This window comes from Aeromonas sp. R5-1 (assembly GCF_040908265.1).
Lineage (GTDB): Bacteria > Pseudomonadota > Gammaproteobacteria > Enterobacterales > Aeromonadaceae > Aeromonas > Aeromonas caviae.
This window is the reverse complement of the sequence record NZ_JBFODJ010000128.1, coordinates 155,958-178,982: the sequence shown is the minus strand read 5'-3', so window position 1 is coordinate 178,982 and position 23,025 is coordinate 155,958. Positions and strand designations below refer to the sequence as shown.

The window sequence follows — 23,025 nt, the reverse complement described above, 5'->3', positions numbered from 1 at the left end:
ACATGCTGGATGTGGTATGCCCCAATGACTCGCTCACCTCGACGGTTGTACACCACCTGATGTGTTATGCCCCGCGCTTGGCTGAAACTGGCATACACCCCTGCACCATCACTGCAGAGCACTGCATCGGGCGCGATGAGTGGCTGCAACACCGCTTTCACCGTCTGCGCATCCAGCCTTTCCAGCTGAAAGTCGGCTTGATGGCCCGCCCTGTCCTGCACCACCATCACCGGGATGTAATCCCGCCCGGTCCCCCGGGTACGCCCTTTCCCGCCACGATGTCTTGCCGGACGAGGCAACCCTCGCTGCCCCTTGAACGATTCGAGGAAGAAGGTTTCATCCACTTCCACAATGCCTTCTTCCCGTGTTGCCTGGTGGTTTGCCATCGCCTTCAGGAAGCGGTGACGCCACAAGAAGGCGGTGTTCTTGCAAACACCGCAGCGGACGGCGGCCTGGCGGACAGTGAGCCCGTCGATGAGAGCCTGGGCGTAGTCCTCCCAATGCTCAGCCTTACGTAATCTGGCCAAAGGCGTCTTGGTGAGGAGGGAGCTGGTTCGCCGACACTGCTTACAACGGTAACGACGCAGCCCACGGCTCCAGCCCCAGGGGGCCAGCTGGGTGGCATCCGCCTGGCAGTGGGGACAGCCGCAGCATGTGGGTAACTGGGCATGGAGGGACGTAATCGGGTGTGGAGCGGCGAGCTCATGCTGAGCGACACGGCGCTGACGCAGAGTAAGTAATGGAAAGAGGGACAACAGGTGTTGGAAGGCTGGCGTATCCATGATGAAGGTCCTTGCGGTGATGACCTACTTCCAGATTAGCCTTCCAACACATAATTGGGACAGCGCCATAAAAAAGCCCCGCTCATCGAGCGGGGCTTTTGCATTCTGGAGGGCGGGAGCAATCAGGCCTTCCAGGCTTTCCAGGTGTTGATCAGGCCGTTGGTGGAGCCGTCGTGGCTGGTGACGGCCTCATCGGTGCCCAGCTCCGGCAGGATCTTGTTGGCCAGCTGTTTGCCCAGCTCCACACCCCACTGGTCGAAGGAGAAGATGTTCCAGATTGCGCCCTGTACGAAGATCTTGTGCTCGTACATGGCGATCAGGGAGCCGAGGGTTTTCGGGGTCAGCTGCTTGAACAGGATGGAGTTGGTCGGGCGGTTGCCTTCGAACACCTTGAACGGCACCAGATCCTTGACTTGCTCCAGCGTCTTGCCGGCGGCCAGGAACTCGGCCTCCACCGCTTCCTTGCTCTTGCCGAAGGCCAGGGCTTCGGTCTGGGCGAAGAAGTTGGCCAGGAGCTTCGGATGGTGGTCACCGATGGGGTTATGGCTGATGGCCGGCGCCAGGAAGTCGCAGGGGATCAGCTTGGTGCCCTGATGGATCAGCTGGTAGAAGGCGTGCTGGCCGTTGGTGCCCGGCTCACCCCAGATGATGGGACCGGTCTGGTAGTCAACCGGATTGCCGTCGCGATCCACGTACTTGCCGTTGGACTCCATGTTGCCTTGCTGGAAGTAGGCAGGGAAGCGATGCATGTACTGATCGTACGGCAGGATAGCTTCGGACTCGGCACCATGGAAGTTGTTGTACCACAGGCCGATCAGGGCCAGCAGTACGGGCACGTTCTGCTCATAGGCGGCAGTGGCGAAGTGCATGTCCATCTCGAAGGCGCCTTGCAGCAGGGCCTCGAAGTGCTCGAAGCCGAGGGAGAGGGCGATGGGCATGCCGATGGCGGACCAGGAGGAGTAGCGGCCGCCGACCCAGTCCCAGAACTCGAACATGTTGTCGGTGTCGATGCCAAACTCGGCCACGGCCTTGCCGTTGGTCGACAGGGCGGCGAAGTGCTTGGCCACGTGAGCCTTGTCACCGGCGTGACCGAGGAACCAGTCGCGGGCGGTCAGGGCGTTGGTCATGGTCTCCTGGGTGGTGAAGGTCTTTGAGGCGACCAGGAACAGGGTGGTTTCCGGATCGATCTTCTTGAGCGTCTCGGCGATGTGGGTGCCGTCGACGTTGGAGACGAAGTGCATCTCCAGGTGATTCTTGTAGGGGCGCAGGGCCTCGGTGATCATGACGGGGCCCAGATCGGAGCCACCAATGCCGATGTTGACCACGTGCTGGATGGCCTTGCCGGTATAGCCCTTCCACTCGCCACCGATGACCTTCTCGCAGAAGCCCTTCATCTTGGCCAGTACGGCGTTCACTTCCGGCATCACGTCCTTGCCGTCAACCTCGATGGGACGGTCGGAGCGGTTGCGCAGGGCGGTGTGCAGTACGGCGCGCCCTTCGGTCATGTTGATCTTGTCGCCGTTGAACATGGCGTCGATGGCGCTGCGCAGATCGGTCTCGCCAGCCAGGTTCACCAGCAGCTTGAGGGTCTCTTCGGTGATCAGGTTCTTGGAGTAGTCGACCAGGATGTCGCCACCGAAGGTGAGGGAGAACTTGTCAAAACGCTTGGGATCCTGTGCGAACAGATCCTTGAGACGCATCTCCTTGTTGGCTGCAAAATGGGCTTCCAGTGCCTGCCAGGCCTGGGTCCGGGTTGGATTGATATTTTTCATAGGATTATCAGTCTTCCAAGTTGTGTTTGAACCTTGCAGGCAAGGCTCCCGCCAAACCTTATTATGCGAGCATTATACCGGGCACTCCGTGCGCCCCGTGTAACAGAGCATTACCAATTGTCTGCAACGAGGGAGTGTACAACCAAAACAGTGCGATTATGAGTCACCCAGTACCCCGGGATCTTGCGTTCGCGCATGCTTGTTCGGGTTGAAAAGGCTTTCATTTCAAGGGGAGCACGGCCGTGGCGCTGGAAAGCTGGCGTGACAGATAAAAGGGTATTCAACAGACGCTCATCGGACGGTTTTTTGAGCAGGCGCAAATGGCGGGCAACAGACGCTGGCTACCATATGAGCCGAATGGACGAGATCTCCCAGGGATGGCCAAGGTATGGAATCAATGGTGTGGAATGAGGAGATCGAGATGAAAGCCCTGTTATCCCTGTTTGCCCTGAGCCTGATCGCCACCGGCCTCATCGGTTTGCTGACCCTGACGCTGGCCAATGCGGCGCCGACGCTGGAGATCCGCGTGCTGGCGGTGATCGGTGCAGTGCTGGGGGGCTATGTGCTGATGCAGCCCCTGCTCAACCGGGTCGCACGTCGGCTGGGGTGAGAACACGGTGCGACCTGGTGCGCAAGACCGGCCTGTGGCCGGTTTTTTTCATGTCACAGAAGGCAGAAACGACAGTGCCAGCCCGAAGGCTGGCACTGGAGAACGCGCACCGAGGATCAATCCGCCGTCTTCTGCATGTGGACCACACGCTGGGGGAAGGGGATCTCGATGCCCTCGGCGTCGAAGGTGAGCTTCACCTTCTCGTGGAAGTCGAACCAGACACCCCAGTAATCACCGGTCTTGACCCAGGGACGCACCACGATGTTGACTGAGGAGTCGGCCAGCGCGGCAACGGCAATGGTGGCTGCCGGCTCCTTCAGGATGCGGGGCTCTTCGCTCACCAGCCGCTCCAGGATCTGTTTGGCCTTGCGCAGGTCGGAGCCGTAGCCGATGCCGAAGGTCATGTCGACGCGGCGGGTATCCATGCGCGAGTAGTTGACGATGGTGCCGTTGAGGATGGCGGAGTTCGGCACTACCACCATCTTGTTGTCACCCGAGGTGAGGGTGGTGGTGAAGAGCTGCACCGATTGCACAACGCCATTGGTGCCTGCCACCTCGATAAATTCCCCTGCCTTGATGGGGCGGAAGATGATGAGCAGGAAACCGGCGGCAAAGTTGGAGAGAGAGCCCTGCAGCGCCAGACCGATGGCCAGACCGGCGGCACCGATAATGGCGACGAAGGAGGCGGTCTGCACCCCGACCCGGCCCAGGGCGGCGATCACCACGAACACCAGGATGGTGTATTTGAGGATGCTGCCGACGAAGTGGGTGACGGTGGTGTCCAGCTTGCGGGTCTGCATCACCTTGACCACGCCACCGCTGAGAAGGTTGGCTGCAATGTAACCGACCAGCAGGGTGATCAGGGCGGCGGCGATGTTGACCGCATACTCGATGATCAGCCCCTGGTTGTTGGTCAGCCAGGTCTGTGCTTCGGTAATGATCTCGGGTTCCATAGGATGTCCTGTTGGTGTGAAGATTTATGGCAGATGAATCTAACATTTGAGCGCGACAAGCTGGGTCGCATCTGGTGCTTGTCTCTTCTTTTGTGCCACAAAAAGCAAGGGAGGCCAAGGCCTCCCGTTTTGTCACAACCCTGCTGGCGCAGGGACGCTGGGCATGTACGCACTCAGCTTTGCAGCAGCTGGCAGCGGATAAACTGCCACTGATCTTCAAACCCTGCGGTGGGTTTGATTGTGAGCTCGGAGCGGACGTGCATTGACTGATGCGGTCTGCTGGCTCAGCTTTGCAGCAGCTGGCTGCGGATAAACTGCCACTGATCTTCAAACCCGGCAGTGGGCTTGATTGTGAACTCGGAGCGGGACGTGCATTGGTTGATGCGGTCTGCTGGCTCAGCTTTGCAGCAACTGGCTGCGGATGAACTGCCACTGATCTTCAAACCCGGCGGTGGGCTTGATTTTGAACTCCGAGCGGACGAACTGGCTGATGCGGCCCTCGGTATAGGCCAGCAGCAGGTTGGCCAGCATGGTCTCGTCGAGCTGGAAGCCCTGGCCTTCCCGCAGCCGTTTCTCGCGCAGTACCTGCTTTATCTGGGTCTCCAGCTTGTCGAACAGAATGCTGATGCGATCCCGCAGCCGATCGTGTTCGCCCAGCAGGGCATCGCCATTGAGAATGCGGGTGATGCCGGGGTTGCGCTCGGCGAACACCAGCAGCAGCTGCAGTATGTGATGGCAGCGGGCCATGGTGTCCTTCTCTTCGGCCATGATCAGGTTGACCCGTGACAGCAGGGAATCCTCGATAAAGTCGATCAGCCCCTCGAACATCCTCGCCTTGCTGGGAAAATGCCGGTAGAGGGCCGCCTCGGACACGCCCACCTCGGCCGCGAGGCGTGCCGTGGTGATGCGCTGGCCCGGGCTGGTTTCCAGCATGTGGGCGAGTGCCTGCAGGATCTGATCGCGCCGACTCTGTTTCTGGTTACTGCTTGCCATGGATTCCCCTAAAAAACAATGGCTTGATTCTATTATTTGGCACGTGCCCCAGGGGGCCGTGTGGTCTTGTTATTGGCGACCAGAAGAACCAAACCCGCCTTCACCCCGTTCACTCTGATTGAATTCGTCGACCAACTGGAAGCTGGCCTGTACCACTGGCAGGATCACCAGCTGGGCGATGCGCTCGCCAGGCTGCATGGTGAAGCTGTCGTTGCCACGGTTCCAGACCGAGACCATCAACTGACCCTGGTAGTCGGAGTCGATGAGGCCGACCAGGTTGCCCAGCACGATGCCGTGCTTATGGCCGAGGCCGGAGCGGGGCAGGATGGTGGCGCACAGACCCGGATCCTGGATGTGAATGGCCAGCCCGGTCGGCACCAGCGTGGTGTCGCCCGGGGCCAGGGTCAGCGGGGCATCCAGCAGGGCGCGCAAGTCCATGCCAGCGGAGCCCGGTGTGGCGTAGGCGGGCAGCGGGAAGTCGGTGCCGATGCGGGCATCCAGGATTTTCAGTTCAATTTGTGTCGTCATGAATCTTTTTCAATTGGATCGCCTGGCGATCGGGTGGTACTGCAGGAGCCTGGGGCTCCCGGCATGTTCAATGGGCTCAGGGTCGATAATGGCGTGCAATCAGGGCGACAAGATGACGGGCGAGCGTCAGCTTATCGGCCAGGGGCAGGGCGGCTTGACCCCCTTGCCAGAAGACGGTCAGGGCGTTGTCATCGGCATTGAAGCCCTGGCCTGCACGGGACACATCGTTGGCTGCGATCATGTCCAGCCGCTTACGTCGAAGTTTGTCGAGGGCGTATTGTTCCACATCCACGGTTTCGGCGGCAAATCCGACGGTGAAGGGTTTGTCTGACAACGCCCCCACATCGGCGATGATGTCGGGGTTTTTGACCAGGGTCAGCTGCATCTGGTCGTTGTCGCCGGTCTTCTTGATCTTTTGCTCGGCCACCTGGGCGGGACGGTAGTCGGCGACGGCAGCGCAGCCGATAAAGAGGTCGCACTCACCGACCCGGCTCATCACTGCTTCGTGCATCTGCAGGGCACTCTCCACATCGATGTGGGTAACGCCGGCCGGGGTGGCCAGTGCCACCGGGCCGCTCACCAGGGTCACCTCCGCGCCCGCTTCGCGCGCGGCGCGGGCGATGGCGTAGCCCATCTTGCCGGAGCTGTGGTTGCTGATATAGCGCACCGGATCGAGCGCCTCGCGGGTCGGCCCGGCGGTGAGCAGCAGCCTGACGCCTGCCAGGAGCGGTTCGGCGGCGAGCTGCTGGCAGCAGCGTTCCACCAGTTCCAGGGGATCCAGCATCCGGCCCGGGCCCACGTCGCCGCAGGCCTGGCTGCCGGAGTCTGGCCCCCACAGCTGAATGCCGCGCTCGGCTAGGGTCTGAAGGTTGGCCTGGGTAGCGGCGTTGCGATACATCTGCTGGTTCATGGCTGGCGCCAGGGCGACAGTCGCTGGGGTGGCCAGGCAGAGGGTGGTGAGCAGCTCGTCCGCCATGCCGGCGGCCATGCGGGCCATCAGGTTGGCGCTGGCGGGGGCGATCAGCACCAGATCGGCCCACTTGGCCAGTTCGATGTGGCCCATGCCCGCCTCGGCAGCCGGGTCCAGCAGACTGTCGGCCACCGGGTGGCCTGAGACGGCTTGCAGGGTCAGCGGGGTGATGAACTCCTTGGCGGAGCGGGTCATCACCACTCGCACCTCGGCCCCCTGATCTTTCAGGCGACGTACCAGTTCGGCACTCTTGTAGGCGGCGATCCCGCCACTGACACCCAACAGGATGCGCTTATCGGCCAATCTCATCTGCTGCTTCTCTTCCGGCTCACTCTGACTGGTCGGCTAAGATAGCACAGGCAATGGGTGGCGACAGAGGCTGACATGGGGGAGTTGTGGTCGGGCTCGCGGGATTCTTTGCTATGTTTTCTCTCAATAGCCATCAGGGAGAGACAAATGAGCATCAAGGAGTGGCCGGAAGAGGAGCGCCCGAGGGAAAAGCTGCTGCGCCGAGGGGCGGCGACGCTCTCCGATGCCGAACTGCTGGCCATCTTCCTGCGCACCGGGGTCAGCGGGTTGAGTGCGGTGGATCTCTCTCGCCAGTTGTTGCAGCAGTTTGGTTCCCTGCGGGCACTGCTGGGAGCCGAGCAGCAGGATTTTTGTGGCGCTCACGGGCTGGGACCTGCCAAGTATGCCCAGTTGCAGGCGGTGCTGGAGATGGGGCGGCGCCATCTGGCCGAACAGTTGCAACGGGGAGAGGCGCTCACCTCGCCCGGGCTAACCCGGGACTTTCTGCAAGCCCAGTTGCGGGATCGGGGGCGGGAGGTGTTCGCCCTGCTGCTGCTCGACAACCAGCACAGGGTCATCCGGTTTGTCGAACTTTTTTACGGCACCCTCGACTCGGCGAGCGTCTGGCCCAGAGAAATCGTGCAGATCGCGCTCAAACATAATGCAGCCGCCGTGATTCTGGCGCATAATCACCCGTCCGGCGTGGCCGAGCCCAGTCGGGCGGACCGCCAGATCACGGATCGGATCCTGGCCGCCCTGGCCCTGGTCGATATCAGAGTGCTTGATCACCTGGTGATCGGTGATGGCATCACGGTTTCTTTCGCAGAGCGTGGTTGGTTGTGACTGGGCTCTGGCACTGTATTAGTTGATCTTTGATCACGGATGCTGTATAAAATGCCGCCTTCTGTTTGCCCCGCAATCGAAGGCCAGCGGGGCAGATATTTGCTCGAGCAATGAAGTAAGATTTGGAGAGACTGACATGTCTAGAGTATGCCAAGTAACCGGCAAGCGCCCGGCAGTTGGTAACAACCGTTCGCACGCTAACAACGCTACCAAGCGTCGTTTCCTGCCGAACCTGCACACTCACCGTTTCTGGGTTGAGAGTGAAAAACGCTTCGTGAGCCTGCGCGTATCCGCAAAAGGCATGCGTATCATCGACAAGCGCGGCGTTGAAGTGGTTCTGGCTGAACTGCGTGCCAGCGGCGTTAAGGTATAAGGAATTAGATCATGGCTAAAGGTATTCGCGATAAGATTCGCCTGAACTCCAGCGCCGGTACTGGTCACTTCTATACCACTACCAAGAACAAGCGCACCATGCCCGAAAAAATGGAGATCAAGAAATTTGATCCCGTGATTCGTCAGCATGTGATCTACAAAGAAGGCAAAATCAAGTAATTACTTGGTTTCGCTGCAAAAACCCGGCCTCGTGCCGGGTTTTTTTATGGCTGGAATTCAGTACACTGCCGATTCGAAGGGAGGCTAGCCATGTTCAAACTGAGCCGCAAAGGCTGGAACAACGTGATCATCGTGGTCGTGTTGATCGTCATTACCCTGTTGCACCGGCTGGAGCAGGCCCAGCAGGAGAACAGTGCCAAACGCGCGCGTCCGCTGTTGCCGGAGAGTGCCGTGGTGTTGACCTGGCAGGGGCCGAGCTGGCAGATAGAGCGTATCGGCCAGGGCTGGCGCAGCGCGCCGGATCTGGGGCTCGGCAGCGCCCAGCTGGCGGCCCGCATCGAGGCGTGGCAAGGCTGGCTGCTGCCCCCCGGCGAGCCCGTGCGCGGCACCCCGGTGACCCTCAAGATCTGGATCGCCGGACAGAGCGATCCGGTGGAAGTCGGGCTCTATCAGGACGACGGCAAGTTTGCCGCCCTGCTGCCCTCCTCGACCTGGCTCAGCCTGAGTCAGGCGCAATACCGTGACCTGATGCGTCCCATGCCCTGAACGAGAGATCGCCCATGCCTGAATTACCGGAAGTCGAAGTCAGCCGCCAGGGCATCTCCCCCTGGCTTACCGGCATCAAGGTGACCCGCGTGGTGGTGCGGGACGGCCGCCTGCGCTGGCCCGTGCCCGGCGAGATCCAGGAGCTGGTGGATCTCGTCATCCACCGCGTCAGCCGCCGCGCCAAATACCTGTTGCTGGAGACCGACTTCGGCACCGCCATCCTCCATCTCGGGATGTCCGGCAGCCTGCGGGTGCTGGACATCGGCACCCCGGCCGAGAAGCACGATCACGTGGATATCGAGCTGGCCAACGGCAAGCTGCTGCGGCTCAACGATCCGCGCCGTTTTGGCGCCCTGCTGTGGACCCGCGAACCGGCCGAGGCCCATGCCCTGCTCGCCAAGCTGGGGCCGGAACCCCTCACCGATGCCTTCCATGCCGATTACCTGCGGGAGCGGGCGAAGGGGCGCAGCACCGCCATCAAGCAGTTCCTGATGGACAACCACGTGGTGGTCGGGGTGGGCAACATCTACGCCAACGAGGCGCTCTATGCCGCCGGCATTCATCCCAGGCGGGCGGCAGGCAACATCAGCGCCGAGCGGCTGGGCACCCTGGTGAGCGAGATCAAGCGGGTGTTGGCCGAGGCCATTCGCCAGGGGGGCACCACCCTCAAGGATTTCACCAGCGCCGACGGCAAGCCGGGCTATTTCGTCCAGCAGCTGCAGGTTTACGGCCGTGGCGGCCAGCCCTGTTTCCACTGCCACACCCTGCTCACCGAGGTGAAGATGGGCCAGCGAACCACGGTGTTCTGCTCCCACTGCCAACGCTGAAAGCGGGATTTTTGAGCCGGAACCGGCCAAGTTGTAAGAGAGTATTTCCGGTCTGTTGAAGCGGCGTCAGCCCATGACTACTATCTCGCCAGTTCAGGCTGCGAGGTAATAAAATGACAGCTAAATCAATAGACTGGGAACATTTATCCCGGCAGGGGCACTATTGTGCCCACGATATGGCCCGCTTCCTCTATCCCGAAGACAGCGCCCGCAAGACCTTCAATCGCGGCAAGTTTTTGCTGCGCAGTCTGCTCTACCGTGCGCAGTTGAACCGGGTGTTCGAGCTGTTCCAGAGCGCCCCCCTGCGGGCGCTTCCCGCCCGCCACCCCGAGCTGCTCGACAAGCCGATGCGCCCCTATCGCTTCGCCTGCTCGACGGTGAACCAGCGGGTCAAGATGGTGGAGGATCACTACCGCCTGCTGCTGGGCCTGTACCCCGAGCTCATCGACCCGCTCTATCTGGGGGAGGGGATAGTGCTGGGCCATTATCCCGATGGCGGCTGGCGCATCGTGCTGCGTCACGACGGCACCTTCCGCAGGGAGGCGGAGCTGGCGCTCTCCATCGTCAACGCGCGGGGGAAGCGACTCTACAGCTGTGCCTTCTCCCTGGCGGGCAACGAACAGGAGCTGGCCCTGGTGATCGGGTCGGTGCAGGGGCCAGAGCCCTGTGTCGAGCAGCCCCAGGAGCAGGTGCGGGCATTGACCCGGGCGGGTCAGGGTCTGAGACCCAAGTCGCTGGTGGTGATGCTGGTGATGGCGCTGGCCGGGGCCATGGGGGCCCACCGGGTCTGTGCGGTGCGCATGAAGGCCCACATCTTCCAGGCAAGAAGGTACAGCAAGAAGAAGAAAGCCTGCCTCCAGGCGGACTACGACGAGCTGTGGCAGGAGTTTGGCGCCCTCGATCAGGACGCCAACTTCGTGCGGCTGCAACCCGTGGTGCGCAAGCCGCTGGAGGAGATCGCCTCCAAGAAGCGGGCCATGTACCGGCGCCGTTACGAGTGGCTCGATCAGTTGGAGCGGGCGATCCGCCAGCAGTTTGCCCGCAGCTAGGCGTGCAGTGCGTTGATGCAACAAGGGCTACCCGCGGGTAGCCCTTGTTCGTTTCTGCCCATCAGGGGAGGGATTAGCGCTGCTGCTTGGTGGCGATGGCCTGGGCCACCAGGGGGTCGACGAACTGGTGGATGTCACCTCCGTGCAGCGCCACCTCCTTCACCAGGGTGGAGGAGATGAAGGAGTTCTCCTCCGCCGGGGTAAGGAAGACGCTCTCCAGGGTGGGCATCAGGCGACGGTTCATGTTGGCGAGCTGGAACTCGTATTCGAAGTCGGAGACGGCGCGCAGGCCGCGGATCAGCACGTTGGCCTGCTGCTCCCTGGCAAAATCCACCAGCAGGCCGGAGAAGCCCACCACCTTGACGTTGGGCAGGTGAGCCGTCACCTGCCGGGCCAGCTGAACGCGCTCCTCGAGATCGAACAGCGGCCGTTTGCTCGGGCTGTTGGCCACCCCGACCACCACCTCGTCGAACAGTCTGGCGGCGCGGCCAATGAGATCGGTATGGCCGTTGGTGATGGGGTCGAAGGTGCCGGGATAGATTACCTTGTTGGTCATGCTGCTGATTCCTGAAACCGGAAAACTGGTCGCATTATAGGGGCTGTTGCCGGTTTGTCGCGACCGGGATGGCGCGGATTTCTGGCGCTGATCGGCGGTCGGGGTCGCACAAATCGGAGCCCCGTGGCGTCTTCGCTTGAGAATCGCCCTGCATCAGGCAAGAATACCCCCATCGCGCATCAAGCCTCCTTCGCTGGTGACAGGGAGCATAGGGATTTTTTATGAAACGTATTCTGGTAGTCCGCAATGACAAGATTGGTGACTTCATGCTGGCGTGGCCGAGCTTTGCCATGCTCAAGCGCTCCATGGAGTGTCATGTGACTGCCCTGGTTCCCGCCTACACGGCGCCCTTGGCCCGCCTCTGCCCCTGGATCGACGAGATCATCCTGGATCCGGGCGCCCGGGCCGACAAGGAGCAGCAACGCGCCCTGCTGGCGCGCATCAAGGCGGCCGCCTTCGATGCCTCCATCTGCCTCTTCTCCAACACCCGCAATGCCAAGCTGGTGTGGAAGGCGCACATTCCCTACCGGCTGGCACCAGCCACCAAGCTGGCCCAGGTGCTCTACAACCAGCGCCTGGTGCAGCGCCGCTCCCGCTCCCAGAAGCCGGAGTACGAATACAACCTGGATCTGGTGCGCCGCTTCCTCGCCGATCAGCATCAGACCGTGGTAGAGCCACAGGGCCCCTACCTCGACTTCGACCCCGAGAGCCTGCTGCAGGTGCGCGAGCAGGTCGCCGCCCGTCTCAGGCTCGACGCCAGCCGCCCCTGGCTGATGGTGCATGCGGGCAGCGGTGGCTCGGCCAACAACCTCTCCATCGAGCAGTACTCGCGCCTCATCATCAAGCTCAACCAGGCCTGTCCCGAGTTGCAGTGCGTGTTGACGGCAGGGCCGGGGGAGGAGGGGAAGGCGGAGCAGTTGGCGGCCGAACTGCTGGCCCATGGGGGCAACGGCTGGATCTATCGCTCCGACGAGGGGTTGCCGAAGTTCTGCCTGGTGATGGCCAACGCCGCCCTGTTCGTGGCGGGCAGCACGGGGCCCCTGCACATCGCCGCGGCCATGGACGTGCCGACCGTCGGTTTCTTCCCGGCACACCGTTCGGCGACGCCGCTGCGCTGGCGGCCGCTCAATGGCGAGGGGCGCCATCTGCCCTTCAGCCCGCCGGAAGACAGCGACCACCCGGAGGACATGAGCCAGCTCGATCCCAAGGCCATGGCGGCAGAGATCGCCCGCTGGGCGCCGCCCTTCTGGCGCGCCGAGCGCTGAGAGCGCACACAGAACATACAGACAGGGCCCCGCGGGGCCCTGTCTTGTATGGGGATGAGCCCTGCTGGTAGACCGGCCTACCGGGCGTGGTCCCCGACAGCCCCCTTGACGGGCCTGCCCGGGCCCCGAGCAGGGGAAACCTGTCGGTATAAGCCGGAGTCGGGTCATGTTGCCAATATCCATGCATTCGGCTTATAGCGGCCAGTTTTCGTCCGTGGCGCCCGGGTTTGCGCCGTGAGCGGCCCCGCGAGGGCTGCGCTCGCTCCATGGCAATAGGGTTTGCCCCTTGTCCCGCTGGAACAAGGGGTGAGTGATTAATGCGATGTTTGAGGCGCGATGCCCTATTTCGGCTGCTGGGGCTGCTGGCGAACCCAGAGATCGGCGTATTTGACGAAGGTGGAGTGGGCGGAGAGGATGGCCAGCAGCAGGCCCTGCTTGCCGTCGAGGAAACCGGCCTTAAGCAGGTACATCTTGAGGAAGCAGCCGACGGCGTGGACCAGCCCCTGGCCGAGGGATCCCTTCTTGCCGCGGGCGGTGCGCTGATCGGCCCATGCGCGGGCGTAGCCGGCGGATTTGACCAGGTAGTGTTCCAGATCCCGGTAGGTGTAGTGGAGGAGGTCGCCCTGCAGGTTGACGATCTTCATGTTGGCGCGCACCTCCACCTTCTCGTGTACCAGCGCCTCGTTGTAGCCGGTCAGCGCCTTGGGGTAGAGGCGCAGCACCCGATCCGGGTACCAGCCGCTGTGGCGGATGAAGCGGCCGAACACCCAGGAGAGGCGCGGGATGGAGTAGATGGTGTCGCTGGCCGGGTTGGCCATGACCTCCTGGATGGCTTCCCTGAGTTCCGGGGTGAGCCGCTCGTCCGCGTCCAGCCACAGCACCCATTCCGACTGGACATGGGACTGGGCGAGGCGGCGCTGACGGCCGAAACCGGGCCAGGTGGTGTTGACGAAGAAGCGGGCGCCAAATTCGGCGGCGATGGCCGGGGTGTCATCCTGACTGCCGGAGTCGAGAATGACGATTTCATCCGCCAGGCCTTCGAGGGAGGCGAGGCAGGCACGGAGGTTGTCGGCTTCGTTCTTGACGATCAGGACGGCCGCCAGGGTCGGTTTTTTCACAGGCAAGGGACTCTTGTTGGTGCCCGGCGGGCGGGTCATGCTCGGATTGGCGCCCATTCTAGCCTAAAACCCCGCGCGGGGCATGACCCGAGGGCCCGGTGGGCCCGCTTTTGAATGAGGGGAAAGGGGGATCTTTGCTACCCGGCAGTCGGTGGCCCAGGGCACGCCGTGTCCGGGTCGAAGAGGGCCTCAGGAGGGATGCGCGGGGGAGCAGATCCTGCCAGGTAGGCGTTTTGCGGGAGCAGACGGGTATCTTCTGTTATTTCTTCGGCCTTTCTTGGGGCATAATCTCGCCCAGTAATGATCAACAGCCGGGCCAGTCCCGAGAGAAGACGCGCGATGAAGATATTGGTGATCGGCCCCTCCTGGGTCGGCGACATGGTGATGTCCCAGAGCCTCTACAAGGCGCTCAAGAGCAACCACCCGGGCAGCGAGCTCCATGTGATGGCGCCGGCCTGGTGCGTTGCGCTGCTGGAGCGCATGCCCGAGGTGGACAAGGCCATCCCCATGCCGCTTGGCCACGGTGACTTCAAGCTGGGGGCACGCCGCCGCCTTGGCAAGCAGCTGGCCACGGAGCAGTACGATCAGGCCATCATCCAGCCCAACTCCATGAAGTCGGCCCTCATCCCCTGGTTTGCCAGGATCCCGGTGCGCACCGGCTGGAAGGGGGAGCACCGCTTCGGTCTGCTCAACGACATGCGCAGCAACAAGCAGGCCTTCCCGCTGATGGTGGAAGGCTATGTGGCTCTGGCCTACCCCAAGGGGCAGATGAAGAGTCGGGACGACATTCCCGCTATTCCCCATCCCTCCCTGCACGTGGATCTCATCAACCAGGGCAAGGCGCTGGAGCGGCTCGGCCTGAATCGTGCCCGCCCTGTGCTGGTACTCTGTCCGGGGGCCGAGTTCGGCCCGGCCAAACGCTGGCCGGAAGGGCACTACGCCGTGGTGGCGCAAAAGCACCTCGACGAGGGATGGCAGGTATGGATCTTCGGCTCGGGCAAGGACGTGGACGTGGCCAACACCATCCGCGATCGGATCAACCCCCTGTCGCGCCCCAACTGCCACGTGCTGGCGGGCAAGACCAGCCTGCACGAGGCGATCGACCTGATGGCGCTGGCCGGTCGGGTCATCGCCAACGACTCGGGCCTGATGCACGTGGCGGCCGCCCTCAACCGGCCGCTGATCGGCGTCTACGGTTCCACCTCGCCCCTCTATACCCCACCGTTGGCGGACAGGGTCGAGATCGTCCACACCGACATCGAGTGCCGCCCCTGCTTCAAGCGCACCTGCAAGTTCGGCCACCTCAAGTGCCTGATCGAACTGATGCCGGAACAGGTCATCGAGGCGGGAAATCGGCTGGAGCGTGGGGAAACGGCAGATCTGACCATAGTGCGGCAGCCGGTGGAATCCTCCGCTGCTGTACCAGGTAATAGCTAGCATGATCTACCGGTTGCTCTACAACCTGCTGATCCACTTGGGGTTGCCCCTGGCGCTGCTGGCGCTCTACAAGCCCAAAAAAGGCAAGCCCGGCTTCGGGGCACGCTGGGCCGAGCATCTGGGACGATTGCCGCCGACCGGACAGGAGGCTCCCCTCTGGATCCATGCGGTGAGCGTGGGGGAGACCCTGGCCATCACCCCCTTCATCCGCGCCCTCAAGGCCGAGCGCCCCGAGCTGCCCATCCTGCTCACCACCACCACCCGCACCGGCGCTGAACAGGCGGCTAAGCTCGGGGATCTGGTGGTGCACCGCTATGCGCCTCTCGACTATCCCTGGGCCATCTCGGCGTTTCTGAGCACCGTCAAGCCCCGTGCCCTCTGGGTGATGGAGACCGAACTGTGGCCGAACTGGCTGGCGGCCTGCGAGGCACGGCACCTGCCAGTGACCATCCTTAATGCCCGCCTCTCGGAGCGATCCTGTCAGCGCTATGGTCGCCTCCAGGGGGCCTTCGATGCCTTGAGCCGCCCATTGACCCACCTGCTGTGCCAGCATCAGGACGATGCGGATCGCTTCCATCGGCTGGGCATAGCGCGCAACCGGCTGGCGGTGACCGGATCCATCAAGTTCGACATCCAGTTTGGCGACGAGGTGCAGGCCAGGGGCCGTGCCCTGCGCCAGCAACTGGGGGAGGCACGACCTGTCTGGATCGCCGCCAGTACCCACCAGGGGGAAGACGAGCAGGTGCTGGCCGCCTTCGATCGGGTGCTCAAGGCCCATCCCTCCGCCCTGCTGATCCTGGTGCCGCGCCATCCCGAGCGTTTCGATCGGGTGGCCGAGCTGTGCGCCCCCTACGGTTGCGTGCGGCGTACGGCGGGCAGAGCGGTCGGCGAGAGGGACAAGATCTACCTGGGTGACACCATGGGCGAGCTGCCGCTGATGCTGGCGGCGGCGGATCTCGCCTTTGTCGGTGGCAGCCTGGTGCCCGTGGGCGGTCACAACCTGCTGGAACCGGCGGCGCTGGGCAAACCCTGCTTGACTGGCCCCGTCTATTTCAACTTCAGCGACATCACCCGCCAGCTGGTGGCCCAGGGGGGCGCCGCCGTGGTGGCGGATACAGAGGCGCTCGGCGACAAGGTGAACGCCTTGCTCGCCGATGTGGGCGCCCGCCGCGAGATGGGGGAGCAGGCCCGCGCCGTGGTGCTGCGCAATCAGGGGGCGCTGGCGCGCACCCTCTCCCATTGCCTCGCCAGCCTGGAAAGTGACGACTGAGGCGGGGCGGCGTGGTGGCCGCCCCGCCAGCATGTTTGCCAAACCCCGGGAGACAATCCGCGTCCCTTTCCTTTATGCTCTTCCCTTTGCCCCTGACCCTGTGATGCTCCGATGAACCGCGCTCCCCTGCTGTTGATGATACTGGTCACCCTGCTGGCCGCCGCTGGCTGGCTCTTCTCGAAAGAGGCGATTCGTGAACTGCCCACCGCCGCCTTTATCGGCAGCCGCTTCCTGCTGGCCGCCCTGCTGCTGTTGCCGCTCGCCTGGTTGCGCGAGCCGCCCCCCAGTGGCTCACAACTGCTGCGCGCCGCCGGGTGCGGCACCTTGCTCGGGGCCAGCCTGCTGTTCTGGGTTACCGCCATCAGCCAGAGCGATGCCCTCGGCAGCGGCGCCTTCATCATGAGCGTGGCCACCCTGATGGCGCCGCTCGCCGCCTGGGCCGCCTTCAAGGCCAGACCCGGCCGCCACTACTGGCTCACCCTGCCCGTCGCCGTGGCTGGCCTGCTGCTGCTCTCCAGCAGCACCCACTGGGGTGTGTCGCTCTCCCTGTTCTGGTTTCTGGCGGCGGCCGCAACCCTGGGGGTCCAGCTCGCGGTGCACCGCCACTTCGCCCAGTCCATCCCTCCTACCTGGCTCACCTGCATCCAGTTGGCGGTGACCGGACTGCTCGGCACCCTGCTCTCCCTGCTGACCGAGCAGTGGCCCGCCAGCATCGGCACTGGTATCTGGGGCTGGTTTGCGGCCAGCGTCCTGATCGCCACCACATTGCGTTACTGGCTGCTCACCCACGCCCTGAGCCGGATGACCACGGCCCACGCCGCCCTGCTGATGCTGCTCGAACCGGTCTGGACTCTTATCCTGAGCACCCTCTTCTATGACGAACCCCTGGGCCCCGCCAAGCTGGCCGGCGCCGGCCTGGTGCTGGGCGCCCTGGTGCTCTACCAGCTTCCCCTGCTGCTGCGCAGCCGAAGGCTGAAGTCACCGGTCTAGCCTGCGCGGGTGGGGGATGCATAGAAAAGAAGGAGAGGGTCTGCATGGCAGACCCTCTTTGCGTGATGGTACATGTCGGGCTCCCTTTGCTTGGGGCTGCCATCAGTCAGGCGGCTGAGCGCTGCGGGAAACGAGCATAAAAAAGCCCCCGGGTGGCGGGGGCTGGTGCATCGATGAGGGGGATCACTCGATGTTTTGGATCTGCTCGCGCATCTGCTCGATGAGCACTTTCAACTCGACGGCGGACTGGGTCACCTCGGCGTTGATCGACTTGGAGCCCAGCGTGTTCGACTCGCGGTTGAACTCTTGCATCATGAAGTCGAGACGACGGCCGCAGGCGCCGCCCTTCTTCATGATCTTGTTGGTCTCGCTGATGTGCATCTCCAGGCGATCCAGCTCTTCGGCCACGTCGATCTTCTGGGCCAGCAGCACGATCTCCTGCTCGATGCGGGCCGGGTCCAGCTCCACCTTGGCTTCGGCCAGCCGGTCGGTGAGCTTCTGGCGCTGCCACTCGATGATCTGCGGCAGGTGCTCGCGCACCTTCTTCACTTCTACCTGGATGCCGGCCAGACGCTGTTCGATCAGCGCCTTGAGGTTGGCCCCTTCGCTGGCGCGGGAGGCGAGGAAGTCTTCCATGGTCAGGTCGAAGCCGGCCATCAGCTCGGTGGCGACCACGTCCATGTCCTGCTCGGCGGCAGCCATGACGCCCGGCCAGCGCAGCACGTCCACCGGGTTGAGCTGACCCTGGCCCGCCTCTTTCATCACCCAGTTGGCGCTCTCGATGATGAGTTTGGCCAGCTCTTCATTGATGTGGAGCTGGCTGGCAGCGGCCTGGGCGGCCTCGAAGCGCAGGTTGCACTCCACCTTGCCGCGCTGCAGCTTGGCGCGGAAGCGCTCACGCAGAACCGGCTCCAGGCTGCGCAGTTGTTCCGGCAGGCGAATGTAGGTCTCCAGATAGCGCTGGTTGACCGAACGAATTTCCCAAACGGCTGTGCCCCAGTCGCCCTTGAGTTCCTTGCGGGCGTAGGCGGTCATGCTGTGAATCATTGATTGTTCCGGGCTTGATGAAGTGTGCGGCCAGTATACTCAGCCAGGCCTGCTCCGTCAGCCGACGAGGTGGTTTTAGCGGCTGATATTTGAGTAGCGATCGCTTATACTCCTGCGCCAATTCAGCCAGCCCAGAGGTCAGTCCCATGTCCCGTCCCAGCGATCGCAGCGCCGCCCAGGTGCGTCCGGTAACCATCACCCGCCACTTCACCAAGCATGCTGAAGGGTCCGTGCTGGTGGAATTCGGCCACACCCGCGTGCTCTGCACCGCCAGCGTCGACACCAGCGTGCCGCGCTTCCTCAAAGGCAAGGGGCAGGGGTGGGTCACTGCCGAGTACGGCATGCTGCCGCGCTCCACCCACTCCCGGATGAACCGCGAAGCGGCCTCCGGCAAGCAGAGCGGCCGTACCCTGGAGATCTCCCGTCTGATCGCCCGCTCCCTGCGCGCGGCGGTGGACTTGAGTGCCCTGGGCGAGCACACCATTACCGTTGACTGCGACGTGTTGCAAGCCGACGGTGGTACCCGCACCGCCGCCATCACCGGGGCCTGCGTGGCGCTGGTGGATGCGCTGAACTGGATGGTGGAGAAGGGGCTGCTCAAACAGAGTCCGCTCAAGCAGATGATCGCGGCCGTCTCCGTCGGTATGTTCGAAGGGGAGGCCATCTGCGATCTGGAGTACATCGAAGACTCCGCCGCTGAGACCGACATGAACGTGGTGATGACCGAAGATGGTCGCATCATCGAGGTGCAGGGCACCGCGGAGGCCGAACCCTTCACCCACGAGGAGCTGCTGGAGATGCTGGCGCTGGCCAAGGGCGGCATCGCCGACATCATAGCGCTGCAGAAGCAGGCGCTCTCCTGAATTTCTGATTTGAAAAACGCGGCATTGACCGCGTTTTTTTATACCCCCACACAAGACAACGACAAGCCAAGCAAGGAGCCAGAATGAAAGCCTACCAGCGTCAATTTATCGAGTTCGCCCTAGAGAAACAGGTCCTCAAATTCGGTGAATTTACCCTGAAATCCGGTCGTAAAAGCCCCTACTTCTTCAACGCCGGCCTGTTCAACAGCGGCCGCGATCTGGCCCGTCTCGGCCGCTTCTACGCCGCCGCCCTGATGGATGCCGGCATTGAGTTCGACGTGCTGTTTGGCCCGGCCTACAAGGGGATCCCCATCGCCTCCGCCACCGCGGTGCAGCTGGTGGAGCAGCACGACGTGGACGTGCCCTGGTGCTTCAACCGCAAGGAGGCCAAGGATCACGGCGAGGGTGGCAATCTGGTGGGCAGCCCGCTCAAGGGGCGCATCATGCTGGTGGACGATGTCATCACTGCCGGCACCGCCATCCGCGAATCCATGGATCTGATCCAGGCCAACGGTGCCTCCCTGGCTGGCGTGCTGATCGCGCTGGATCGTCAGGAGAAGGGCAAGGGCGAGCTCTCCGCCATTCAGGAAGTGGAGCGTGACTACGGCGCTCACATCATCGCCATCATCCAGATGAGCGACTTGATCCAGTATCTGGAAGAGAAGCAGGCCGAACAGCCGGAGCTGGCGGCGCAACTGGCCGCCATGAAGGCTTACCGCGCCCAGTACGGTATCTGAGTCGCCGCGTATACCGCGCAATAGTTGAAGGCGGCGCCCGTTTGTTCTCTGGCAGCAAACGGGCGCCGTTTTTTCATCTGCAAAAAGTGGATCATGTGGCTTGAGCTTACCCTTACAGTAAAGGTTAGGGTTTGCCAGTCGGCGTTTTGTGGTGCCGACGGGTTCCGGGGAGGAACAACATGAGCACTCATCTTCAATCACCCATTCATCTGCAGTTGCCGCTCAGCGGCATGAGCTGTGCCAACTGCGCCAGCCGCATCACCGCCGCCCTCAATCAACTCGACGGGGTGCAGGCCAGCGTCAACTTCGCGCTGGAGCAGGCGGCCATCGAGCTTGCCAGCAGCGATCGCCTGCCCGAGGTGCTCGACAGCATCAAGGCCCAGGGCTATGGCTTCGGCCATGAGACGATCTCCTTCCAGATCAGCGGCATGACCTGCGCCGGTTGTTCGGCGCGGCTAAACAAGATGCTGGCGGCGCTGCCCGGCGTCATCTCCGCCGACGTCAACTTCTCCATCGAGCAGGCTCGTATCGTGCTGGTACCCGGGATGCAGACGCCCGCCGCCCTGCGCGAGCAGATCGAAGCCCTCGGCTTTGGCGCCCAACTGGCGCAAGGTTCCGCCAGCGGCCGCCGTCAGCAGTTGCTGGAGCGGGAAGCGCAGGAGGCCGCCACTGCCCATCAGGCGCAAACCCGGGTCATCGTCTCGGCCCTGCTGACCCTGCCGCTACTGGTGGGGATGCTGGCCATGGCCGGTCTGCTGCCCTGGCATCTGCCCGCCTGGCTGGAGCTGCTGCTCGCCACCCCGGTGCAGTTCTGGATCGGGGCCCGCTTCTATCGCGGCGCCTGGCTCGCCATCAAGAACCGCTCCGCCAACATGGATGTGCTGGTGGCGACCGGTACCAGCGCGGCCTACTTCTACAGTCTCTATCTGTTGTTGACGCTGGGGATGGCTGCCAGCGGCAAGCTCTATTTCGAGGCGAGCGCCATCATCATTACCCTGATCTCCCTCGGCAAGTTGCTGGAAGCGCGGGCCAGACGCAGCACCCAGTCCGCCATTCGCGAACTGATGGCGCTGCGGCCGGAAACCGCCACCGTCTGGCGCGGCGAGCGCTGGCAGATCGTCGCCATCGACGAGGTGCTGCGCGGCGACAGGCTGCAGGTGCTGGTGGGGGAGCGGGTGCCGGTGGACGGCAGAATCGCGAGCGGCGAGAGCGAGCTGGACGAGTCGATCCTCACCGGCGAGAGCCTGCCGGTGCCGCGCGGCGAGGGCGACAAGGTGCTGGGCGGCGCCATCAACCGCTCCGGCGTGCTGGAAATTGAAGCCACTACGGTGGGGGAGGACTCCAGCCTCAGCAAGATCATCGCACTGGTGGAGAACGCCCAGATGGGCAAGGCGCCGCTGCAACAGCTGGTGGACAAGGTCTCCGCCGTGTTCGTGCCGGTGGTGATGGCCATCGCCCTGTTCACCCTGCTGGTGTGGTACGCCATCAGCAACGACTTCGGTCAGGCGCTGCTGGCGGCGGTGGCCGTGCTGGTGATCGCCTGTCCCTGTGCGCTGGGGCTGGCAACGCCGGCGGCCATCGTCACCGGTACCGGGGTGGCGGCGCGCCACGGCATTCTGATCAAGGATGTCGATACCCTACAGAAGGCCCACGCCATCAAGGCGTTGATCTTCGACAAGACCGGCACCCTGACCCAGGGCCGGCCGGTACTGGCGAGCTGGAGCGGCAACGACGAGCAGCTGCGTCTGGCCGCCGCCCTGCAGCAGGCGAGCGAACACCCGCTGGCGCTGGCCATGCGCGAGGCGGTCGGCAAAGAGGCGATGCTGCCCCAGCCGGAAGTTGTCGAGGTGCGGGTCGGTGCCGGCATTGTCGGACAGGTGGCGGGCCACAGGGTCGCCATCGGCAATCGTTCTCTGCTGGCCCAGCTCGGCATTGAGCTGCCACAACAGGATGAACAAGCCGCTGACGGTGCGACCCGGGTCTGGGTGGCCATCGACGGCGTGGTGGCCGGCATTGCGGCGCTGGCTGATACCCTGCGCCCCGAGAGCCCGGAAGCCATCGCCACCCTGCGCCAGCGCGGCATCGCCAGCTGGCTGGTGAGCGGCGATGCGCCGGCGCCGGTGGCCCATATCGCCGCCAAGCTGGGGCTGGACGGGGCCTTCGACTCCGTACTGCCGGCCGGCAAGGTGGAGAAGGTCGCGGCGCTGCGGGCACAAACCCGCGGGCTGGTGGCCATGGTGGGGGACGGGGTGAACGACGCCCCGGCGCTGGCGGCGGCGGATGTCGGCATCGCCATGGGCTCCGGCTCCGATGTGGCGATGGAGACCGCTTCCATCACCCTGATGCGATCCGACCCGCGGTTGGTGGCCGATGCCATCGATATCTCGGCGGCGACCTGGCGCACCATCCAGCAGAACCTGTTCTGGGCCTTCGTGTTCAATATCATCGGCATTCCGCTGGCGGCGCTGGGTTACCTCAGCCCCGAGCTGGCGGGGGCGGCCATGGCCCTGAGCAGCATCACCGTCTTGAGCAATTCCCTGTTATTGAAGCGCTGGCAGCCCCGGGCGGGCAGCCTGCGTGCATCTGAATCCCAAAGGAGTCATTCATGAACATCAGCAAGGTCGCCAAGGCCACCGGCCTGACCGCCAAGACCATCCGCTACTACGAGAGCATCGGCCTCATCTCGTCGCCAGTGCGCAGCGACAACGGGTATCGCAGTTATACGGATGCCTCCCTGCGGGAGCTGCGCTTCGTCAAGCGGGCGCGGGAGACCGGCTTCAATCTGGAGGAGTGTCAGGAGCTGCTGGCGCTCTATCGGGACGAGCACAGAACCAGTGCCCAGGTGAAGAAGCTGGCCCAGGAGAAAATCGTCGATCTGCGCTCCCGCATCGCCGGTTTGCAAGCCATGCTCAGCGCCCTCGAGGAGGTGGTGAGCTGCTGTCACGGAGATGCGAATCCCCAGTGCCCCATCCTCGACGAGCTGGAGAAAGGGTGAGGGAGGGTTGCGCCATTCGGCCCTGTAGAAAAGG

General features: G+C 63.4%; 24 protein-coding genes and 2 pseudogenes. 15 read left to right on the top strand and 11 right to left on the bottom strand.

Going from position 1 to position 23,025, the window contains the following annotated elements:
* A partial coding sequence (locus AB5Y64_RS18475) for an IS1595 family transposase (RefSeq protein WP_368203618.1) occupies nt 1-782 on the bottom strand: 782 nt, incomplete at its 3' end.
* Between the two features lie 122 nt (nt 783-904).
* A complete protein-coding gene (pgi, locus tag AB5Y64_RS18470) occupies nt 905-2,554 on the bottom strand; it encodes a glucose-6-phosphate isomerase (protein ID WP_039040994.1) in 1,650 nt (549 codons plus the stop codon).
* A gap of 421 nt (nt 2,555-2,975) precedes the next feature.
* Between pgi and AB5Y64_RS18465 the strand changes: the two genes are divergently transcribed.
* Nucleotides 2,976-3,164, top strand: a complete 189-nt coding sequence (locus tag AB5Y64_RS18465) for a hypothetical protein (RefSeq protein WP_029314882.1) — start codon at nt 2,976-2,978, stop codon at nt 3,162-3,164.
* A 116-nt stretch (nt 3,165-3,280) separates the two neighbouring features.
* Here AB5Y64_RS18465 and AB5Y64_RS18460 read toward each other — a convergent pair whose 3' ends face one another.
* From AB5Y64_RS18460 to coaBC, 6 genes and pseudogenes are all read right to left on the bottom strand, one after another.
* A complete protein-coding gene (locus AB5Y64_RS18460) occupies nt 3,281-4,117 on the bottom strand; it encodes a mechanosensitive ion channel domain-containing protein (protein ID WP_039040993.1) in 837 nt (278 codons plus the stop codon).
* A gap of 173 nt (nt 4,118-4,290) precedes the next feature.
* Nucleotides 4,291-4,374: pseudogene (locus AB5Y64_RS18455) on the bottom strand (nucleoid occlusion factor SlmA); the annotation flags it as partial.
* 27 nt (nt 4,375-4,401) lie between these two features.
* Nucleotides 4,402-4,503 (bottom strand): annotated as a pseudogene (locus AB5Y64_RS18450) (nucleoid occlusion factor SlmA); the annotation flags it as partial.
* A gap of 10 nt (nt 4,504-4,513) precedes the next feature.
* Nucleotides 4,514-5,110 carry a nucleoid occlusion factor SlmA gene (slmA, locus tag AB5Y64_RS18445; RefSeq protein WP_010676117.1) on the bottom strand — a complete coding sequence of 199 codons (597 nt, stop codon included), beginning with the start codon at nt 5,108-5,110 and terminating at the stop codon, nt 4,514-4,516.
* A gap of 69 nt (nt 5,111-5,179) precedes the next feature.
* A complete protein-coding gene (dut, locus tag AB5Y64_RS18440; protein ID WP_010676116.1) occupies nt 5,180-5,638 on the bottom strand; it encodes a dUTP diphosphatase in 459 nt (152 codons plus the stop codon).
* Between the two features lie 76 nt (nt 5,639-5,714).
* Nucleotides 5,715-6,917 (bottom strand): bifunctional phosphopantothenoylcysteine decarboxylase/phosphopantothenate--cysteine ligase CoaBC, encoded by a 1,203-nt coding sequence (coaBC, locus tag AB5Y64_RS18435; protein WP_039040992.1) that lies wholly within the window; start codon nt 6,915-6,917, stop codon nt 5,715-5,717.
* Nucleotides 6,918-7,064: 147 nt separating this feature from the next.
* Between coaBC and radC the strand changes: the two genes are divergently transcribed.
* From radC to AB5Y64_RS18405, 6 genes are all read left to right on the top strand, one after another.
* Complete coding sequence (gene radC, locus AB5Y64_RS18430) at nt 7,065-7,739, top strand: DNA repair protein RadC (protein WP_039040991.1); 675 nt, start codon at nt 7,065-7,067, stop codon at nt 7,737-7,739.
* A 136-nt stretch (nt 7,740-7,875) separates the two neighbouring features.
* Nucleotides 7,876-8,112, top strand: coding sequence for a 50S ribosomal protein L28 (rpmB, locus tag AB5Y64_RS18425; RefSeq protein ID WP_005307492.1), 237 nt, complete (start codon nt 7,876-7,878; stop codon nt 8,110-8,112).
* An 11-nt stretch (nt 8,113-8,123) separates the two neighbouring features.
* Complete coding sequence (rpmG, locus tag AB5Y64_RS18420; RefSeq protein WP_005323752.1) at nt 8,124-8,291, top strand: 50S ribosomal protein L33; 168 nt, start codon at nt 8,124-8,126, stop codon at nt 8,289-8,291.
* A 90-nt stretch (nt 8,292-8,381) separates the two neighbouring features.
* Nucleotides 8,382-8,837: a hypothetical protein gene (locus AB5Y64_RS18415; protein WP_039040990.1), complete on the top strand. Its 456-nt coding sequence runs from the start codon at nt 8,382-8,384 to the stop codon at nt 8,835-8,837.
* 14 nt (nt 8,838-8,851) lie between these two features.
* Nucleotides 8,852-9,664, top strand: a complete 813-nt coding sequence (gene mutM / locus AB5Y64_RS18410; RefSeq protein ID WP_010676112.1) for a bifunctional DNA-formamidopyrimidine glycosylase/DNA-(apurinic or apyrimidinic site) lyase — start codon at nt 8,852-8,854, stop codon at nt 9,662-9,664.
* A 176-nt stretch (nt 9,665-9,840) separates the two neighbouring features.
* A complete protein-coding gene (locus AB5Y64_RS18405) occupies nt 9,841-10,713 on the top strand; it encodes a VirK/YbjX family protein (protein ID WP_039040989.1) in 873 nt (290 codons plus the stop codon).
* Nucleotides 10,714-10,786: 73 nt separating this feature from the next.
* On the opposite strand, the gene coaD is transcribed toward AB5Y64_RS18405, so the two are convergent.
* Complete coding sequence (coaD, locus tag AB5Y64_RS18400; protein WP_039040988.1) at nt 10,787-11,269, bottom strand: pantetheine-phosphate adenylyltransferase; 483 nt, start codon at nt 11,267-11,269, stop codon at nt 10,787-10,789.
* A gap of 221 nt (nt 11,270-11,490) precedes the next feature.
* Here coaD and AB5Y64_RS18395 point away from each other — a divergent pair, with 221 nt between their 5' ends.
* Entirely contained in the window at nt 11,491-12,534 is a 1,044-nt protein-coding gene (locus tag AB5Y64_RS18395) for a glycosyltransferase family 9 protein (RefSeq protein ID WP_039040987.1), read from the top strand.
* A 341-nt stretch (nt 12,535-12,875) separates the two neighbouring features.
* On the opposite strand, the gene AB5Y64_RS18390 is transcribed toward AB5Y64_RS18395, so the two are convergent.
* Entirely contained in the window at nt 12,876-13,652 is a 777-nt protein-coding gene (locus tag AB5Y64_RS18390; protein ID WP_039040995.1) for a glycosyltransferase family 2 protein, read from the bottom strand.
* 339 nt (nt 13,653-13,991) lie between these two features.
* Between AB5Y64_RS18390 and waaF the strand changes: the two genes are divergently transcribed.
* The 3 genes from waaF (at nt 13,992) to AB5Y64_RS18375 (ending at nt 17,349) form a co-directional block, all read left to right on the top strand.
* A complete protein-coding gene (waaF, locus tag AB5Y64_RS18385) occupies nt 13,992-15,089 on the top strand; it encodes a lipopolysaccharide heptosyltransferase II (RefSeq protein ID WP_039040986.1) in 1,098 nt (365 codons plus the stop codon).
* A gap of 1 nt (nt 15,090) precedes the next feature.
* A complete protein-coding gene (gene waaA / locus AB5Y64_RS18380) occupies nt 15,091-16,359 on the top strand; it encodes a lipid IV(A) 3-deoxy-D-manno-octulosonic acid transferase (RefSeq protein ID WP_368204320.1) in 1,269 nt (422 codons plus the stop codon).
* Nucleotides 16,360-16,470: 111 nt separating this feature from the next.
* Nucleotides 16,471-17,349 carry a DMT family transporter gene (locus AB5Y64_RS18375; protein WP_049636086.1) on the top strand — a complete coding sequence of 293 codons (879 nt, stop codon included), beginning with the start codon at nt 16,471-16,473 and terminating at the stop codon, nt 17,347-17,349.
* A gap of 183 nt (nt 17,350-17,532) precedes the next feature.
* Here the strand turns inward: AB5Y64_RS18375 and AB5Y64_RS18370 are convergent, their stop codons facing one another.
* Nucleotides 17,533-18,396: a YicC/YloC family endoribonuclease gene (locus tag AB5Y64_RS18370; RefSeq protein ID WP_010676104.1), complete on the bottom strand. Its 864-nt coding sequence runs from the start codon at nt 18,394-18,396 to the stop codon at nt 17,533-17,535.
* 146 nt (nt 18,397-18,542) lie between these two features.
* Between AB5Y64_RS18370 and rph the strand changes: the two genes are divergently transcribed.
* The 4 genes from rph (at nt 18,543) to cueR (ending at nt 22,991) form a co-directional block, all read left to right on the top strand.
* Nucleotides 18,543-19,259, top strand: coding sequence for a ribonuclease PH (rph, locus tag AB5Y64_RS18365; protein WP_039039692.1), 717 nt, complete (start codon nt 18,543-18,545; stop codon nt 19,257-19,259).
* An 83-nt stretch (nt 19,260-19,342) separates the two neighbouring features.
* Entirely contained in the window at nt 19,343-19,996 is a 654-nt protein-coding gene (gene pyrE, locus AB5Y64_RS18360; protein ID WP_010676102.1) for an orotate phosphoribosyltransferase, read from the top strand.
* Nucleotides 19,997-20,175: 179 nt separating this feature from the next.
* Nucleotides 20,176-22,605: a heavy metal translocating P-type ATPase gene (locus AB5Y64_RS18355; protein ID WP_039039691.1), complete on the top strand. Its 2,430-nt coding sequence runs from the start codon at nt 20,176-20,178 to the stop codon at nt 22,603-22,605.
* Nucleotides 22,602-22,991 carry a Cu(I)-responsive transcriptional regulator gene (gene cueR / locus AB5Y64_RS18350; protein ID WP_010676100.1) on the top strand — a complete coding sequence of 130 codons (390 nt, stop codon included), beginning with the start codon at nt 22,602-22,604 and terminating at the stop codon, nt 22,989-22,991. The genes AB5Y64_RS18355 and cueR overlap by 4 nt, the downstream gene beginning before the upstream one ends.
* Nucleotides 22,992-23,025: the final 34 nt, after the last annotated feature.